Consider the following 15,659-nt stretch of genomic DNA (forward strand, 5'->3'; position numbering starts at 1 on the left):
TGCGCTCCGAACTGTTATATCAAATATCTGCCCATCATGCCGCGTAGCAAGAAGCGTGCAAGTCACTCGCCGCCGGAGACCCGGGCCAGCGCGTCGAGCAGGACGAGCCGATGCTCGATGAGGTCGCGCTGCATCGCGACGCGCACGCCGGGCGCGTCGCCGGCGCGCAGGGCGGAGACCGCGTCGCGGTGACAGCGCACGCCGACGCGGGTCTCCCGCGACACCGGATACATGAGATGGATGTGCGGCGCCGTGCGCAGCCACAGACCCTCGACCAGTTTCAGGGCGATCGGCAGGGCGGCCGACCGATAGATCATGAACTTGAACTCGAACACCATCCGGGTGCTGGTGGCATAGTCCTCGACGTCCAGGGCCGCATCGTGCCGGTCGGCGATCACCGATAGTTCGGGCAGCATTTCCGCCGGAATGCGCCGCGATGCCGCCTCGGCCAGCATGCCTTCCAGCAGGATCCGGATCTCGTAGATCTCGCTCGCCTGCGCCGGCGTCAGTACCGGAACGTGCACCGTGCGGTTCGGCCCGAAGGCCAGCGCGCCCTCGGCGACCAATCGGCCGAGCGCCTCGCGCACCGGCGTGGCACTGACGCCCATGGATGCCGCCAGCGCCCGTATGGTCATCCGCTGGCCGCTGCGCAGGGCACCCGTCAGAAGCGATCGGCGCAGCTGTTCGTAGACCTGTTCGGCCAGCGTGTCGGCCCGGTCGATGACCGAGAGCGGCCCGGCTTCCGCTGCGGGTGCCGGCGCGGTGTCGGTGAGCACGATGTCGTAGTCCTCCCTTCGGCGCTCCGCTTGACGATACCGTCGCGCCCGGTGTGTTATATCAGATATCGCGACAGGCCGTAGTGCGGCCCGGCGCAGCAGACGGAGCGACGATGGACATGCCGGCCCCCGAGCCCCTGCGACGCAATTCGACCGCAGGTTCCGACGCCCTCTTCGCGCGAGCGCTCAAGGTCATGCCGGGCGGCAGCACCCGCGCCGCGTCCTTCTTCGATCCGCATCCTCCCTACGCCGCGGGCGGCGCGGGGGCACGGATCACCGACGTCGACGGCAACGTCTATCTCGACTTCTCCAACAACTTCTTCTCCCAGATCCACGGCCATGCCCACCCTGAAATCGTCGCCGCCATTATCGGGCAGGTGAAGTCCGGCACCTCCTTTCCGCTGCCGACCGAGACCGAGGTGCTGCTGGCGGAGGAGATCTGCGGACGGTCGCCGGCCCTGGAGGCGATCCGCTTCGCCAACAGCGGCACCGAAGGTGTCATGGCGGCGATCAAGGCGGCGCGTGCCTTCACCGGCCGGCCGGCCATCGCCAAGATCGAAGGCGCCTATCACGGCTCCTACGACCATGTGGAGATCAGTCTCGACGGCGCACCGGCGAACTGGGGTACGGCCGGCGCGCCGGCGCGGATCGCCTATGCGCGCGGCACGCCCGATGCGGTTGTCGCCGATACCGTGGTCGTCCCCTTCGACGACGCCGAGGCCTGCCGGCGCATCCTCGAGGCGAATGCCGACCGGCTGGCCGCGGTGCTGCTGGACGTGCAGCCGTCGCGCGTCGGCATGATCCCGGCGTCGCAGGCCTTCGTCGACACGCTGCGCACCGTGACGCGGGAACTGGGCATCCTGCTGATCGTCGACGAGGTGGTGACCTACCGCCTCAGCTATGGCGGGGCGCACCCGCTCTGGGATCTGCAGCCCGACCTCGTCGCCCTGGGCAAGGTGATCGGCGGCGGCATGCCGATCGGTGCGGTCGCCGGCCGGCGCGACGTGATGTCGGTCTTCGATTCGCGCGGCCGCAAGCCCGACGTGGCGCAGGGCGGAACGTTTACAGCCAATCCGCTGACCATGATCGCCGGGCTGACCGCGCTCCGTCTCCTCGACCGCGCGGCGATCGCCAGGATCAACGCACTCGGCGACCGCCTGCGCGCGGGGATCGCGGCGCAGGCCGCCGCCTGCGGCGTACCGGTACAGGTGACGGGCCTCGGCTCGTTCTTCCGCATCCACCTGACGGACGCGCCGATCACCGGCTACCGATCCGCCTTCCCCTCGGACGAGACCAAGCGCCGCGTCGCGACACTGCACCGGACGCTCCTCGACCAGGGCTTCCTGGTCACGCCGAACGTCTCCGGCACGCTCTCCACGCCGATGACGGACGCAGACATCGACGCCTTCATTCAGGCCATCGGCCAGATACTGCCGACGCTCTGAAGCATGTAGATCCGGATATAATAGTCGTGCGGCAAGAGTGTGCCGCACGATTTTTGTCGTGAGCAAATCCTCTGCTCGCAGATTCCTTCATATGGCACGGCTATTGCTTTGAACATGCCCGGGGACGCTGCTTCAATTTGAGAAGCGGCGATCGGTTTAAACTTGGGCAGGCGGAGAGCGATAATGGTCAAGTGGCGGAAGTTGGGTCGCGCGGCGGGCGTGGCGCTCGCCGGTTATCTCGCCCTCGGGGCGGTTTCGGGTGCGGCGCTGGCCCAGAAGACCCTGAACTGGCGGATGCAGAGCAACCTGTCCGCCGGCGAGCCGGGCTACGAGGCGGCGAAGGCGATGTTCGTCGACCGGCTCTCGGTGATCAGCGGCGGCCGCATCAAGATCCAGATGCACCCGACGGGCGCGCTCTTCCCGATCGGCCAGTCGCTCGAGGCGATCGGCGGCGGCATCACCGAGATCGGCATGGCCGCGGGCGGATATTTCGTCGGCAAGATGGGACCGATCGCGGCCCTGGAAATGGGCACGCCCGGCGCCGAGCGGACGCCGATCGAACGCTACAACTTCTTCTACGAGAGGGGCTTCATCGACATCGTCCGCGAGGCCTACGCCAAGTACGGCATCTACTATCTCGGCCCGAATCTCGCCCCGCAGTGGGACATCATCGCGCGCAAGCCGATCCGGTCGATGAAGGATTTCGAAGGCCTGAAGATCCGCGCGACCGGCATCGAATCGCCCTGGTACCAGTCCATGGGTGCGGCACCGGTCAATCTCAGCGGTGCGGAGATCTATACCGCGCTCGCGACCAACGTCGTCGACGCCGTGCGCTGGGGCAGCCCGTCGGTGCATCTCGCCCTCGGCATGCCTGAAGTCGGCAAGTTCTACATCGAGCCGTCGCCGATGCCGGCCGCCAACAACAACATCCTGATCAACAAGCGGGCGTGGGACGGCCTGCCCGACGACCTGAAGGCGATGCTCGACTGGGCCTGCAAGATGGCCTCGCTCGACTATCTGGCACGCGGCGCCATGGCCGACGGTGCGGCGCGCGCGAAGATGAAGGACGAGATGGGCGTCGAGTTCGTCCGCATCCCGCCCGAAGAGTGGGCGGCGATGGAGAAGAAGGCCCAGGAGATCTGGTCCGGCTACACCGACAAGGACCCGCTCTCCGGCAAGGCGGTGGCGCTGCTGAAGGGCTACCTCGCCGATCTCGGTCGCTGACGGTCGCTGACCGGCCGGGCTCCGCCGCCCGCGGCGGAGCCCGGTGTCCCTTTTCCCGCCGTCCGGAGACAGTTGCATGCTCGCCCTCGTCGGCTGGATCGACGCTCTCGGCGCGTGGCTCGGCCGCGCCGTGTCCTACCTGGTCTTCGGCATGATCGGAGTGATCATGTACGAGATCGTGGCCCGCTACTTCTTCAACGCGCCGACCTTCTGGGGCCAGGACGTCAGCGGCTGGCTGCAGGTGGCCTACGTCTTCCTCGGCGGCGCCTACGCCCTGCAGAAGGGCTATTTCGTCCGTGTCGACATGGTCTTCGAGCGGTTCTCGCCGAAGACGCAGGCGGTGATCGACCTGACGCTGTCGACCGTCCTGTTCTGCTGCTTCGCCACGGTGATGATCTGGCGCGGCTGGGATCTGGCGGTCCAGTCCTGGGACATGGCCGAAACGTCGGCCACGGGCGGCTGGAACGGCCGCGTCTGGCCAGCGAAGTTCCTGGTGCCTATCGGCGTCGCCCTGCTGGCGCTCGCCTGGTTCGCCCATCTCGTCCGTCGGGTCCAGACGGCCTTCGGTGCCGGAGACGCGTCATGAGCCCGGTCGAATTCACGGCGCTGTTCTTCGGCGCGATGTTCCTGTGTCTCGCGGCCGGCGTGCCCATCGCGATCGCCCTCGGCGGGCTGAGTTCCATCCTGGTCTTCTTCTTCTGGGGACCGCAGGCGCTGACCATGCTGGCGCTCAACGCCTTCGGCAGCACCTCCAGCTTCGAGTATCTGGCGATCCCACTGTTCGTCTTCATGGCGAACGTGCTGGAGCGGTCGGGCATCGCCGAGGACCTCTACACGACCATGTACCGCTTCTTCGGCTCGGTGCGCGGCGGCCTCGCGGCCGGCACGGTGGGCATCTGCACGATCTTCGCCGCCATGGCCGGGGTCAGCGGCGCGGCCACCGTCTCGATGGGCATTATCGCCCTGCCGGCCATGCTCAGCCGCGGCTACTCGAAGGGCATCGCCATCGGCAGCATCGCCGCCGGCGGCTCGCTCGGCATCCTGATCCCGCCCAGCGTCACCATGATCGTCTACGGGCTCGTGTCCAACACGTCGGTCGGCCGGCTCTATGCCGCGGGCCTCCTGCCCGGCCTGCTGCTCGCCGCCCTGTTCGTCGCCTACATCCTGATCCGCAGCCATCTGCAACCGCATCACGCACCGCTGCCACCGAACGAGCGCAAGTTCACCTGGAGCGAGCGGCTTTCCTCTCTGAAAGGACTGATCTTCCCGATCCTGCTCGTCGTCGCCGTGCTGGGCTCGATCCTCTCCGGCATCGCCAGCGTCTCCGAGGCGGCGGCCGTCGGCGCCGCCGGCAGCATCGTCGCCGCGCTGCTCAACCGCGGCTTCGTCTGGCCGATGTTTCGCGAGGCGGCGGAGCGCACGCTGCTCCTCTCCTGCCTGATCTTCTGGATCGTCATCGGCGCCAGCGCCTTCTCGACCCTCTACACCGCCATGGGCGCCTCCAGCCTGATCCAGGGCATGGTGCTGGGCTGGGAGGTCGACCGCTACGTCGTCCTCGTGATGATGATGTTCATCCTGCTGCTGCTCGGCATGGTGATCGACACGGTCGGAATCATCATGATCACCGCCCCGATCTTCGTGCCCATCGTCGTGGCGCTCGGCTTCGATCCCGTCTGGTTCGGGATCCTCTTCATCATCAACATGGAGATCGGCTTCCTGACGCCGCCGTTCGGCTACAATCTCTTCTACCTGCGGGGCGTGGCACCGCCCGAGGTCACGATGGGCGACATCTACAAGTCGGTGTTCCCCTTCGTCCTGCTGATGCTGCTCGGGCTCGGCATCTGCGTCGTGTTTCCGGAGATCATCCTCGTCCTGCCCCGCATGCTGTTCTGACGCGAAAGGAGGCAAAGACCGTGACCCTCGCGACACCGCATCCCGCGGCGACCCGGCCGGATCCGGCCGGGCGGGCGCGTTACCTGACGCCGACCAACAGCTTCAAGGACAAGCTGCCGCCGGTGACGGCCTCGGTCTCGACGGCAGCGCGGGACGACGCCTTCCACACCGACGCCGCGACGGGCGCCTACCCGGTCGACGCGGCGACCACGCTGGCGTCGCCGGTCGCGGCGACCACGCCGCTGCTGCTCGCGCGCTATCTGCGCATCCGCGCCGGCGATCGCCTGCCCATGGCGGTCCGCGCGACGGCCGGCATCCACTACGTCATCCGCGGATCGGGCGAGACGGCCAGCGGCGCCGAGCGGATCGCCTGGTCCGAGGGCGACGTCTTCTTGCTGCCGGGCGGCGACGCCGCCGAACATCGCTCCGCGACCGACGCCCTGCTCTGGCTGGTGACGAACGAGCCGGAGGTCGCCTTCCATCGGCTCGAGCCACCGGTCCCCGGCGCAGTCGAGGCGGTGCTTTATCCGGCCGCCGAGATCGCCCGCCAGCTCGAGGCCGTCCGCACGATGCCGGACAGCGGCGACGCCTCGGGCAAGGTCGTGGTCTTCGCCACTGAACCCTTCGAGCGGATGCTGAGCGTCACCCCGACCATGACGGTGGCGCTGAACTCGATGGAGCCGGGCAAGGCGCAGCGCGCCCACCGGCACAATTCGGTCGCGGTGACCCTGCCGATCCTGGCGAAGGGCTGCTTCTCGATCATCGACGGCGAACGGGTCGACTGGCAGCCCTTCGCCACCATGGTGACGCCGGCGGGCGCGGCTCATTCCCACCACAACGAGGGCGGCGGTCTCGCGACCTTCCTGATCGTCCAGGACGGCGGCCTCTTCTACCACTGCCGGGCGATCGGCTTCTCCTTCGCCTGAGTGCGACAAGGCGCCGATGCGCCGCAACAGCTTCGGGAGCACAGCGTGGCCGAGTGGCAAGTAGGTGTGGACGTCGGCGGGACGTTCACGGATCTGGTCCTGGTCGACCCGGCGAGCGGCGCCTTCCGGGTCAGCAAGGTGCCAAGCACGACCGACAATCAGGCACGCGGCGTGATCGAGGGCGTGCGCGCCGCCGACGTGCCGCTGCCGGAGGTGGCGGCCTTCGTGCACGGCACGACCGTCGGCACCAATGCGGTGCTGGAGCGCAAGGGTGTCGCCTGCGGCCTGATCACGACGCGCGGCTTCCGCGACGTGCTCGAACTCGGGCGGCGCACCCGGCCGAACGGCTACGGCATGACCGGCAGCTTCGAGGCGATCATCCCGCGCGACATGCGCCTGGAGGTGAGCGAGCGCCTCGACGCCGCGGGCCGGGTGCTGACGCCGCTCGACGAGCAGGAGGTACGCGACGCCGTCGCCACCCTCCTGGAACGCGGCGCCGAAGCCGTGGTCGTCCACTTCATCCACGCCTACGCCAACCCGGCGCACGAGTTGCGGGCAGCCGAGATCGTGCGCGAACTCTGGCCGAACGGCTATGTCAGCGTCGGCCACGACATCCTGAGCGAGGTGCGCGAGTTCGAGCGGGGATCGACGGCCGCCGTCAACGCCTACATCCAGCCGCTGATGTCGCGCTACCTGTCGCGCCTGACCGCGGAGCTGGAGCGCAGCGGCTATCCGCACGACCTGCTGGTCATGCAGGGCAACGCCGGGACGATGACGGCGCGCCTCGCCGGCGACCATGCGGCACAGACGGTGATGTCGGGACCGGCGGCGGGTGCGCTCGCCGCGGCGCGCATCGGCGCCGAGGCCGGCTTTCCCAACGTCGTCGGCTGCGACATGGGCGGCACCAGCTTCGACGTGACGCTGATCCGCGGCGGCAGGCCGTCGATCTCCGCCGAGAAGGACATCGCCTACGGCGTGCCGGTGCGCGTGCCGATGATCGACATCCACACGATCGGCGCCGGCGGCGGCTCGATCGCGCGGGTGAACAAGGCCGGGATCCTACAGGTCGGGCCCGAGAGCGCCGGATCGACCCCGGGACCCATCGTCTACGGCCGCGGCGGCACCCTGCCGACCGTCACCGACGCCAACCTGCTGCTCGGCCGGCTCGACCCGGTGTCGATCGCCGGCGTGAACACCGACGTGTCGGTCGAGGCGGTGCGCGCCGCCATCCTGGAGCAGATCGGCGCGCCGCTCGGCATGGACGCGGTCGCGGCGGCCTCGGCGATCATCGCCGTGGCGACCAACCACCTGGCGAGCGCCATCCGCCTCGTCTCGGTCGAGCGCGGCCAGGACCCGCGCGACTATGCGCTCTTCGCCTTCGGCGGCGCCGGACCGCTGCACTGCGCCGAACTCGCGGCGGAACTGGGCGTGCCGCGCGTGCTGGTACCGCGCTTCCCCGGCGCCACCTCGGCGCTCGGCTGCATCCTGGCCGACATCCGCCACGACTTCGTGCAGACGGTGGGCGCCCCGGTGCTCGGCGTCGACCCGGCCGAGATGGACGCGATCCTCGCCGCCCAGACGGCCGAGGGCCGCGCGCGCATCGTCGCCGAGGGCGTGCCGGTGACCGACATCGTGGCGATGCACAGCGCCGACATGCTGTTCGGCGGCCAGAGCCACGTCTTCCAGGTGCCGCTGGCCGACGGGCCGTTCGACCCGCAGCAGACGCTGGCGCGCTTCGCCGAACGCTACAAGGAGCGGTTCGACATCGAACTGGGCGAGATGCGCGCTATGCTGACCAACCTGCGCACGACCGTGCTGGGCCTGCGGCCGAAAATCTCCATGTCGCTGTTCGCGCCGAAGCCGGCCGCCGGCAGAGCGGAGCCGCGCACGGTGCGCCCGGTGTTCTTCGGCGACGCCTGGTTCGACACGCCGGTCTGGCGGCGCGAGACGCTGTCGCCCGGCACCGAACTGCCCGGTCCGGCGATCGTCGAGCAGATGGACGCGACGACCGTGGTGCCGCCGGCCGCACGCTTCCGCATCGACGATTTCGGCAACCTGATCATCGACGTCGGAACCTCCGACAAGGGAGCCAGCGCATGAGCTTCGATCCCGTCCTGCTCGCCGTCATCCAGAACGGTCTGAACCAGGTCGCCACCGAGATGGATCTGGTGCACGAGAAGACCTCCTTCTCGCCGGTCATCTCGGAAGGCTTCGACCGCTCGAACGGCATCTACCACCGCGAGACGGGCGAGGTCATCGCCCAGGGCGAGATGGGCCTGCCGAGCTTCGTCGGCGTCATGCAGTTCACGACCCAGGAGGTGATCGCGCGTCGGCCGGACCTGGAGCCGGGCGACATCATCCTGATCAACGATCCCTATCTCGGCGGCACCCATCTGATGGACGTGAAGATGGTGACGCCCTTCTTCTACGACGGGCGGCTGTGGTGCTACCTGTCGAACACCGGCCACTGGCCGGACACCGGCGGCATGGTGCCCGGCGGCTTCAACAGCACGGCGACCGAGATCCAGCAGGAAGGCCTGCGCATCCCACCGGTCAAGCTGTTCCGGCGCGGCCGGATGGACCAGGACATCCTCGACATCGTGCTGAACAACGTGCGCGTGCCGGACGAGCGCATCGGCGACATCAAGGCCCAGGTCGGCGCGCTCAAGGTCGGCGCGCGGCGCCTGACCGAACTGCTCGACCGCTACGGCGCCGAAACCGTCGAGGCGGCGATCGTCGAACTGAAGCTGCGCTCCGAGCGCCAGATGCGCGCCCATATCGAGAGCATCCCGGACGGCACCTATGCCTTCACCGCCTGGCACGACAGCGACGGCGTGGTGTTCGAGAAGCTGGCCGTGCGCCTGAAGATGACGGTGACGGGGTCGGACATCCATTTCGACCTGTCCGAATCCAGCCCGCCCTGCCGCGGGCCGATGAACGCGCCCTGGGCGGCGGCGCATTCGGCCGTCTACGTGGCGATGAAGCACATCTTCCCGGACGTGCCGATCAACGCCGGCTGCTTCGCGCCGCTGCACGTGGCGCGCCCGGACGGCACCTTCCTGGTGGCGGAGTATCCGCGGCCCGTGGCGGGTGCGGCGGCCGAGGTCTGCCAGCGCGTCATGGAGGCGGTGTTCGGCGCCATGGGCCGGGCGATCCCGGAGCGGATGTTCGCCGCACCGGCCGGGACCAGCGGCAATTTCAGCGTCGGCGGCTACGACCCCGAGGCCGGTCGCCACTACATCATGTACATGTTCAGCGGCGGCGGTTACGGCGGCTGGTGGGAGACGGACGGCCTGACCAACGGCTGCTCGTCGGTCGGCATCTCGAAGACCCAGCCGATCGAGATCCTGGAGCAGCACTATCCCATCCTCTACGAGGAATACGCCCTGCGCGAAGGCTCGGCCGGTCCGGGACGGCATCGCGGCGGCTTCGGCGTCAACTACCGCGTCCGCCTGCTGCGCGGCGAAGGCAAGGCCTCCTTCGTCATGGACCACGGCGTCGTCGGCCCGCCCGGCATGATCGGCGGCGGCGAGGGCGGCCGCAACGAGATCGAGGTCTGCCAGAGCGGCACCGTCACGCGGCCCGAGCACGTCTCGAAGGGCGAGGGCTACCCCATGCGCCCCGGCGACTGGGTCCAGGTCCGCACTCCCGGCGGCGGCGGCTACGGCGACCCAGCCGACCGCGACCCGGCGTCGCTGGCCCGCGACCTGAAGCGCGGCTACTTCGCCGCCGAGGAGGCGGCGAGGGACTATGGCAGCCTTCCGCCGGCTGCCTGACGCAGGCACCGGCGTCAGGCCGCCGCCCGATCTCCGGCCAGAGCCTGCGGCCGCAGCAGCGCGAAGGCGATGCGGCCGATGAGCATCGCCGCGGCGATGTGCAGGAACGCGAGGCCCCAGCCCAGGCGGGACATGCCGCCGGACAGGTCGAGGATCACCCCGATCACCAGCGGACCGACGAAGCCGCCGGCGTAGCCGAGCATCGAGTGGACGGCGAGGGTTGCGCCGCGCCTGCCGGGGGCGGCGCTGCCGGCGGCACCCGCGGTGAGCGAGGACGAGTCGAGCCAGATGACGACGCCGTAGAGCAGGATCAGGGCGACCGCCAGTTCGTAGGAGAAGGGCCCGAGAAAGCCGATGCCCGCGGCGCAGACCGCCGAGGCGATCATCGCGACACGGACCAGCCGCTGCCGCCCGAGGCGGATCGACGCCTCGTTGCCGACGACGCTCGCCCAGGTGCCGATCAGGCCCACCAGGGTGATCACCAGCGTCGCCGGCAGCCAGGAATCGCCGCCGCCCGTGGTCAGCGCCACCCATGCGAGGAACGCCACGCCCCAGCCGCGCAGGGCGTTCATCTCCCAGGTATGGACGCAGTAGGCAATGCCGTACGCCATGGCCGAGCGATTGCGGAAGACCGGTCCGAAATCGAAAAGCCGGCCCGCCTGCGGCTCGGCTTTCGGCTCCTGTGCGGGGGCGAACAGGCCGACGATCAGCCAGGCCGCCGCCGCACAGCCGGCCGACGCCCAGAATACGACCTGCCAGCCGAACAGGTCGTCCAGCACGCCCGCGAACAGGAAGGAGGCGGCGCCCGATACGCCGATGCTGGCCGCGTGACCAGCCACCGCCCGCGACATCAGCGCCCCCTCGACCCGGTCGGCGAGCAGCTTCAGGCCCGTCATGTACGTGCCCGCCCAGCCGACGCCCGCCAGCACGCGTGCGAAGGCGGCGGTCCAGAAATCCTCGGCGAAGAGCGCGAAGCAGACGTGGCCGACGACCGTCAGCGCCACGCCCAGCAGATAGATCCGCTTGGGATCGATGCGATCGGTGAGCGTCACCAGGATCGGCACAGACACCGCGTAGGCGAGGTAGAACAGCCCGGTGATCCAGCCCGCCTGCGTATTGTCGAGGTCCCATTCGCCCATCAGGCGCGGAATCAGCGCCGGCCACGCATAGGCGCCGATCTGCGCCAGCACCTGGGCGGCGCAGACGAGGACGACGAGGCGGACGGGGGAGACGGAACGGGCGAACGGAGCCGGCATCGGCGGCCTCTGGTTATCGTACCAGCTTCACCCGCGCGCCGAACGTCCGCAAGCGGGCGGCTGCCCATTGGCCCCGACCCACCGTACCGGTCTATTCTGGCGCCACCCGCTCCCCCGGGGAGCCCGTACCGGAGTTGTTCATGACCGATCGTGCCGAAGCCGTCGCCCGCGCCCAGCGCATGTGGGACGACGGCACCTTCCTCGCCGACCTGCGCCGCTACGTGGCGATCCCGACGGAGAGCCAGGAGCCGGAGCGCCATCCGGATCTGCGGCGCTACCTGACCGACGAGATGGTGCCGACCTTCGAGCGGATGGGCTACGCCACCGAGATCTTCGAGAACGAAGATCGCACCGGCGGCCCCTTCCTGCTGGCCGAGAAGATCGAGGATCCGGCGCTGCCGACGGTCCTGCTCTACGGCCACGGTGACGTGGTGCGCGGGCTCGCCGACCAGTGGCGCGAGGGCCTGGAGCCCTGGACCATCACCGTCGAGGGCGACCGCGTCTACGGCCGCGGCACCGTCGACAACAAGGGCCAGCACGCCATCGCCATGGCGGCTCTCGACGCGGTCGCCCAGGCGCGCGGCGGCCGGCTGGGCTTCAACGCGAAATTCTTCATCGAGACGGGCGAGGAAATCGGCTCGATCGGCCTCCACCCGTTCCTGAAGGCGCAGAAGGAACGGCTCGCCGCCGACGTGTTCATCGGCCTGGACGGCCCGCGCCAGACCATGCACCGCCCGGAGGTGAAGCTCGGCTGCCGCGGCGGCATCGGCTTCGACCTCGTCGTGAAGCTGCGCGAGGGTTCGCACCATTCCGGCCACTGGGGCGGCGTGCTCAGCGACCCGGGCTTCCTGCTGGGCCACGCGCTCGCCGCGATCGTGTCCCCCAAGGGCAAGATCCTGGTGCCCGGCTGGACGCCCGAGGTCATCCCGAACTCGGTGCGCGACGCCTGCGCCGGCATCGAGTTCGAAGACATCCCGAATCTGCCCGAGGCGGATCCGAATTGGGGCGAGCCGGGCCTCAGCAAGGCGGAGAAGATCTTCGCCTGGACCAGCGTCATCGTCCTCGCCTTCAGGACCGGGACGCCGGAACGGCCGGTCAACGCGGTGCAGGGCGAGGCACGGGCGCGCCTGCAGATCCGGCACACGGTCGACGTGCCGGCCGAGCGCTTCCTGCCGGCGCTGCGCAAGCACCTGGACGCCCAGGGCTTCGACTATGTCGCGATCGAGCCGATGGGCGACCGCGACGTGTTCCAGGCCTCGCGCTCGGACCCCGACCATCCGTGGGCGCAGTTCGTCATCGGCTCGATGGAGCGCACGACGGGGGCGAAGCCGAACGTCATCCCCAACTCCAGCGGCAGCAACCCCAGCGGCATGTTCGTCGAGGAACTCGGCGTGCCGACGATCTGGATTCCCAACTCCTATGCCGGCTGCGGCCAACACGGCCCGAACGAGCACGGCCTGGCCGGCCTGTTCCGCGAAGGCCTGGGAATCATGGCCGGCATCTACTGGGACATCGGCGAGGGCTTGGCGCCGAAGAAGCGCTGACGGCCGGGCGGCGGCGGGCGCTGGAGCCCGCCGCCGCTCACGTCAGAGATGCTTGGAGATGCCCTTCGCCATGTCCTGCGGCGAGGTGCCGTGGCTGAAATGGGTCAGGAACTTCCCGTCCGGTCCCATCAGGTAGACGATGGAGCTGTGGTCCATCAGATAGTCGCTGGACCCCTCGACCTCCGCCTTGCGGTAGTAGACCCGGTAGGCTTTCGCGGCGGCCGCCACCTGCTCCGGCGTACCCGTGAGGCCTATCATCCGCGGGTGGAAGCTCTCCACATACTGGCCGACCATCTGCGGGGTGTCCCGCTCGGGATCGATCGTGATGAAGATCGGCTGCACCGACTCGGCCTTCTCCCCCAGGAGGTCCACGGCCTGCCCCATCGCCTGCAGTTCCGTCGGACAGACGTCGGGGCAGTAGGTGAAGCCGAAATAGACCAGCATCAGGCGCCCGCGGAAGTCGTCGTCCGTGCGGGTGGCACCGGTGCCGTCGACGAGCGTGAACGAACCGCCGATCAGCGGCTCGCCGAAGCTGCCGCCGGTCGCGGGATCGCTGGTGAGCATGCGCACCAGGGCGAAGCCCAGCACGCCGACGCCGAGTACCGCGATCGATATCAGCGTCACGAAGAGGATGCGGGTCGACCTGGGCATGGCGGCAACCGTATCTGCGTGGGCCTACAGGGTAGGCTGATCGGGACGCGGCGGCATATGGCGCGGCGTCATCCGGGACGCTAGCCCGCGGGGCGCCGGCCGGGACTTCATGCCGCGCCCTCGATCAGGAGGCGGCCGAGCACGATCGTCACGGCGAGGATCTGCACGAAGTTCAGGAGCACGCTGCGGCCGTGGATCGTGCCGAACCGTTCGGCGGCGCCGGGAAGCCCGGCCTCGCGCTCCTCCTCCAGCCTGTGCGCCGCCGGCATCAGCCACTGCCGCGCCAGCACGAAGCCCACCAGGACGGCGGCGAGCGCGGCGGCATCGAGCGGCAGCGGCCATGCGAGGGCGAGGGCGGCCGCGCCGGCCAGCACGGCCATGATGATGTAGTAGGAGGAGAAGGCTGCACGCATGAACGACGCCGCCGTCGCCCGCGGCAGGTGTGCGAAGGCGATGCGGGCGAAGACCCCGGCGAACATCACCATCCCGCCGAACAGCAGCGCGCTGCAGAACCCGCCGATCACCGTGAGGACGATCGCGACGGGCTCTCCCGAGGCGTCAGGCATCACTCGACTCCCGATTACGAAGTGCCAATGCGGCGCGCCGGCTTGACCCGCCGGCCGTGTCGGCGCGAAATGCGGACCATGCGGCGTCGAATTGCAAGCATCTTCATCGCACTGACCGTCCTGTGGGCGACGCCGGGCGCCGCGGGGCTCGATATCGACCTCCTGGCGCGCAACCCGCTGCTGGCCGCCGTGCGGTCCGGCGACGTGGCGGAAGTTCGCAGCCTGTTGCTGACCGGACAGTCCCCCGACATCGCCGACCGTGAGGGTCGGACGGCACTGATGTATGCGGCGGCGGCGGGTCGCGCGGACCTGACATCGCTGCTGGTGGAGCATGGCGCCAGCTTGGACGCCCAGGACAGCCGTGGCTTTACCGCCCTGCACGAAGCCGCCGCCGCCGATCTCGACGAGGTGGCGGAGATCCTGCTCACCGGCGGAGCCGATCCCGACGTCGCCGACCGGAACGGAGCGACGCCCCTGATGCGTGCGGCGGCGACGCGCGGCGGACGCGTCGTCCCACTGCTGCTGCAGGCCGGTGCCGACCCGAGCACCCAGGACTATACCGGCCGTACGGCACTCGACTGGGCGCGCGACCGGGGCAATCGCCGGGCCGAGCGCGCGCTGTCGGCGCATACCGGCGGCTGATCCGGACCGGATGCCCGCACTCTCCCTGGAGACGTTCGCGTTTCTCTGCCTCGCCGCCGTCGCCGGCGTGGTCACCGACGCCGTATGGAGCATCCTGCTCTATCGCCGGCCATTCCAGCTCTCGCGCACCGTCTCGCAGAAGCGGCTCGCGGCCCTGGCACGCAGGCTCGACCGGCACCGGCGAAGCGAAAGCGTCCGGTTCTGGCGGGGCATCCTTCTGGCCGGCTTCGCCTTCACGGCCGGTGGCTGTGCCGGAACGCTCCTGGGATGGCTGTCTGCCATGACGCCGCATGGATGGCTGGTCGTGGCCGCAGCCGTCGCCTGGACGGCCGACCACCGGGCCGTGTTCCTGCCGGGCCGCGCCATCCTGTACGAAGCCGAGCATTCCGGGGCGATCGCTGCCGCAGACATCCTGCGGGCGATGGGTGCGCCGACGACCCCCGAGCGCCATGCGGTGTACCGAACCGCCGTCGGCCTGTGTGCCCGCGCTTTCGTGCGCCGGCTCGTCGCGCCGGTGCTGGCGGCAGCGCTCGGCGGGCTGCCGCTGCTGCTCGCCTGGATATGGCTGGACGCCCTGCTGCGGGGACTGGAGACCGACGAGGCGGCTCAAGGGGCGGTGCGCCGCGGCGTCGAACGTCTGCACGCCCTCGTCGCCTGGCTGCCCGTCCGCGTCGCGGGCCTGGCGATCGCCGTTGCGGCCATGCCGGTCCCGGGAGGTCGGCCGCTGGCGGCGCTCGCAGCGGCATTGCCGGCGCGGCTCGACGCCGGCCCGCTGCCCGCGACCGCCGCGGCCCTTGGCGTCACGCTGGGGAACGCCGGCCGCTGGATCGGCACCGGCCGGGTTCGTCTCGAGGCGAACGATCTGCGCCGGGCGATGGGACTCTTCATCGCCGGCGCCGTCGTCAACAGCCTGTCGATCGCCGCGACGGCCCTGGTCTTGTTCGCCGCCGCCGGCTGACG

Annotated in this window: 14 protein-coding genes; 10 read left to right on the top strand and 4 right to left on the bottom strand. The window is 69.7% G+C overall.

The window, feature by feature from the left end:
- Nucleotides 1–62 precede the first annotated feature (62 nt).
- Nucleotides 63–776, bottom strand: a complete 714-nt coding sequence (locus ABIE65_RS07765; protein ID WP_354076860.1) for a GntR family transcriptional regulator — start codon at nt 774–776, stop codon at nt 63–65.
- Between the two features lie 113 nt (nt 777–889).
- On the opposite strand from ABIE65_RS07765, the gene ABIE65_RS07770 reads away from it, so the two are divergent.
- From ABIE65_RS07770 to ABIE65_RS07800, 7 genes are all read left to right on the top strand, one after another.
- Nucleotides 890–2,221, top strand: coding sequence for an aspartate aminotransferase family protein (locus ABIE65_RS07770; protein ID WP_354076861.1), 1,332 nt, complete (start codon nt 890–892; stop codon nt 2,219–2,221).
- Nucleotides 2,222–2,404: 183 nt separating this feature from the next.
- Nucleotides 2,405–3,445, top strand: a complete 1,041-nt coding sequence (gene dctP, locus ABIE65_RS07775; RefSeq protein WP_354076862.1) for a TRAP transporter substrate-binding protein DctP — start codon at nt 2,405–2,407, stop codon at nt 3,443–3,445.
- Between the two features lie 76 nt (nt 3,446–3,521).
- Nucleotides 3,522–4,031, top strand: a complete 510-nt coding sequence (locus ABIE65_RS07780) for a TRAP transporter small permease subunit (RefSeq protein ID WP_354076864.1) — start codon at nt 3,522–3,524, stop codon at nt 4,029–4,031.
- Entirely contained in the window at nt 4,028–5,338 is a 1,311-nt protein-coding gene (locus ABIE65_RS07785) for a TRAP transporter large permease (protein ID WP_354076865.1), read from the top strand. Before ABIE65_RS07780 ends, ABIE65_RS07785 begins: the two co-directional genes overlap by 4 nt.
- A 20-nt stretch (nt 5,339–5,358) precedes the next feature.
- Nucleotides 5,359–6,264 carry a hypothetical protein gene (locus tag ABIE65_RS07790; protein ID WP_354076866.1) on the top strand — a complete coding sequence of 302 codons (906 nt, stop codon included), beginning with the start codon at nt 5,359–5,361 and terminating at the stop codon, nt 6,262–6,264.
- A 45-nt stretch (nt 6,265–6,309) separates the two neighbouring features.
- Nucleotides 6,310–8,364: a hydantoinase/oxoprolinase family protein gene (locus tag ABIE65_RS07795; protein ID WP_354076868.1), complete on the top strand. Its 2,055-nt coding sequence runs from the start codon at nt 6,310–6,312 to the stop codon at nt 8,362–8,364.
- Nucleotides 8,361–10,040 (top strand): hydantoinase B/oxoprolinase family protein, encoded by a 1,680-nt coding sequence (locus ABIE65_RS07800; protein WP_354076869.1) that lies wholly within the window; start codon nt 8,361–8,363, stop codon nt 10,038–10,040. The genes ABIE65_RS07795 and ABIE65_RS07800 overlap by 4 nt, the downstream gene beginning before the upstream one ends.
- Nucleotides 10,041–10,054: 14 nt before the next feature.
- On the opposite strand, the gene ABIE65_RS07805 is transcribed toward ABIE65_RS07800, so the two are convergent.
- On the bottom strand, nt 10,055–11,296 hold the full coding sequence (locus tag ABIE65_RS07805; protein ID WP_354076871.1) for an MFS transporter: 1,242 nt from the start codon (nt 11,294–11,296) through the stop codon (nt 10,055–10,057).
- Between the two features lie 140 nt (nt 11,297–11,436).
- Here ABIE65_RS07805 and ABIE65_RS07810 point away from each other — a divergent pair, with 140 nt between their 5' ends.
- Nucleotides 11,437–12,840, top strand: coding sequence for a M20 family metallopeptidase (locus ABIE65_RS07810; RefSeq protein WP_354076872.1), 1,404 nt, complete (start codon nt 11,437–11,439; stop codon nt 12,838–12,840).
- A gap of 42 nt (nt 12,841–12,882) precedes the next feature.
- On the opposite strand, the gene ABIE65_RS07815 is transcribed toward ABIE65_RS07810, so the two are convergent.
- Together ABIE65_RS07815 and ABIE65_RS07820 are read right to left on the bottom strand one after the other, a co-directional pair.
- On the bottom strand, nt 12,883–13,491 hold the full coding sequence (locus ABIE65_RS07815) for an SCO family protein (RefSeq protein ID WP_354076873.1): 609 nt from the start codon (nt 13,489–13,491) through the stop codon (nt 12,883–12,885).
- Between the two features lie 107 nt (nt 13,492–13,598).
- The gene (locus ABIE65_RS07820) at nt 13,599–14,057 is read right to left on the bottom strand and encodes a DUF4149 domain-containing protein (RefSeq protein ID WP_354076875.1); all 459 of its coding nucleotides are present in this window, start codon (nt 14,055–14,057) and stop codon (nt 13,599–13,601) included.
- Between the two features lie 78 nt (nt 14,058–14,135).
- Here ABIE65_RS07820 and ABIE65_RS07825 point away from each other — a divergent pair, with 78 nt between their 5' ends.
- Nucleotides 14,136–14,699: an ankyrin repeat domain-containing protein gene (locus ABIE65_RS07825; RefSeq protein ID WP_354076876.1), complete on the top strand. Its 564-nt coding sequence runs from the start codon at nt 14,136–14,138 to the stop codon at nt 14,697–14,699.
- Nucleotides 14,700–14,709: 10 nt separating this feature from the next.
- Nucleotides 14,710–15,657, top strand: a complete 948-nt coding sequence (locus ABIE65_RS07830; protein ID WP_354076877.1) for a hypothetical protein — start codon at nt 14,710–14,712, stop codon at nt 15,655–15,657.
- Nucleotides 15,658–15,659 lie beyond the last annotated feature (2 nt).

Origin of the sequence: Constrictibacter sp. MBR-5 (assembly GCF_040549485.1) — a bacterium.
Taxonomy (GTDB): domain Bacteria; phylum Pseudomonadota; class Alphaproteobacteria; order JAJUGE01; family JAJUGE01; genus Constrictibacter.

Bases quoted from the DNA above. Each gene is read 5' to 3' on its own strand.
- ABIE65_RS07805 (WP_354076871.1), bottom strand. From the start codon at position 11,296: ATGCCGGCTCCGTTCGCCCGTTCCGTCTCCCCCGTCCGCCTCGTCGTC.
- dctP (WP_354076862.1), top strand. From the start codon at position 2,405: ATGGTCAAGTGGCGGAAGTTGGGTCGCGCGGCGGGCGTGGCGCTCGCC.
- ABIE65_RS07815 (WP_354076873.1), bottom strand. From the start codon at position 13,491: ATGCCCAGGTCGACCCGCATCCTCTTCGTGACGCTGATATCGATCGCG.
- ABIE65_RS07770 (WP_354076861.1), top strand. From the start codon at position 890: ATGGACATGCCGGCCCCCGAGCCCCTGCGACGCAATTCGACCGCAGGT.
- ABIE65_RS07810 (WP_354076872.1), top strand. From the start codon at position 11,437: ATGACCGATCGTGCCGAAGCCGTCGCCCGCGCCCAGCGCATGTGGGAC.
- ABIE65_RS07825 (WP_354076876.1), top strand. From the start codon at position 14,136: ATGCGGCGTCGAATTGCAAGCATCTTCATCGCACTGACCGTCCTGTGG.
- ABIE65_RS07785 (WP_354076865.1), top strand. From the start codon at position 4,028: ATGAGCCCGGTCGAATTCACGGCGCTGTTCTTCGGCGCGATGTTCCTG.
- ABIE65_RS07780 (WP_354076864.1), top strand. From the start codon at position 3,522: ATGCTCGCCCTCGTCGGCTGGATCGACGCTCTCGGCGCGTGGCTCGGC.
- ABIE65_RS07800 (WP_354076869.1), top strand. From the start codon at position 8,361: ATGAGCTTCGATCCCGTCCTGCTCGCCGTCATCCAGAACGGTCTGAAC.
- ABIE65_RS07820 (WP_354076875.1), bottom strand. From the start codon at position 14,057: ATGCCTGACGCCTCGGGAGAGCCCGTCGCGATCGTCCTCACGGTGATC.
- ABIE65_RS07830 (WP_354076877.1), top strand. From the start codon at position 14,710: ATGCCCGCACTCTCCCTGGAGACGTTCGCGTTTCTCTGCCTCGCCGCC.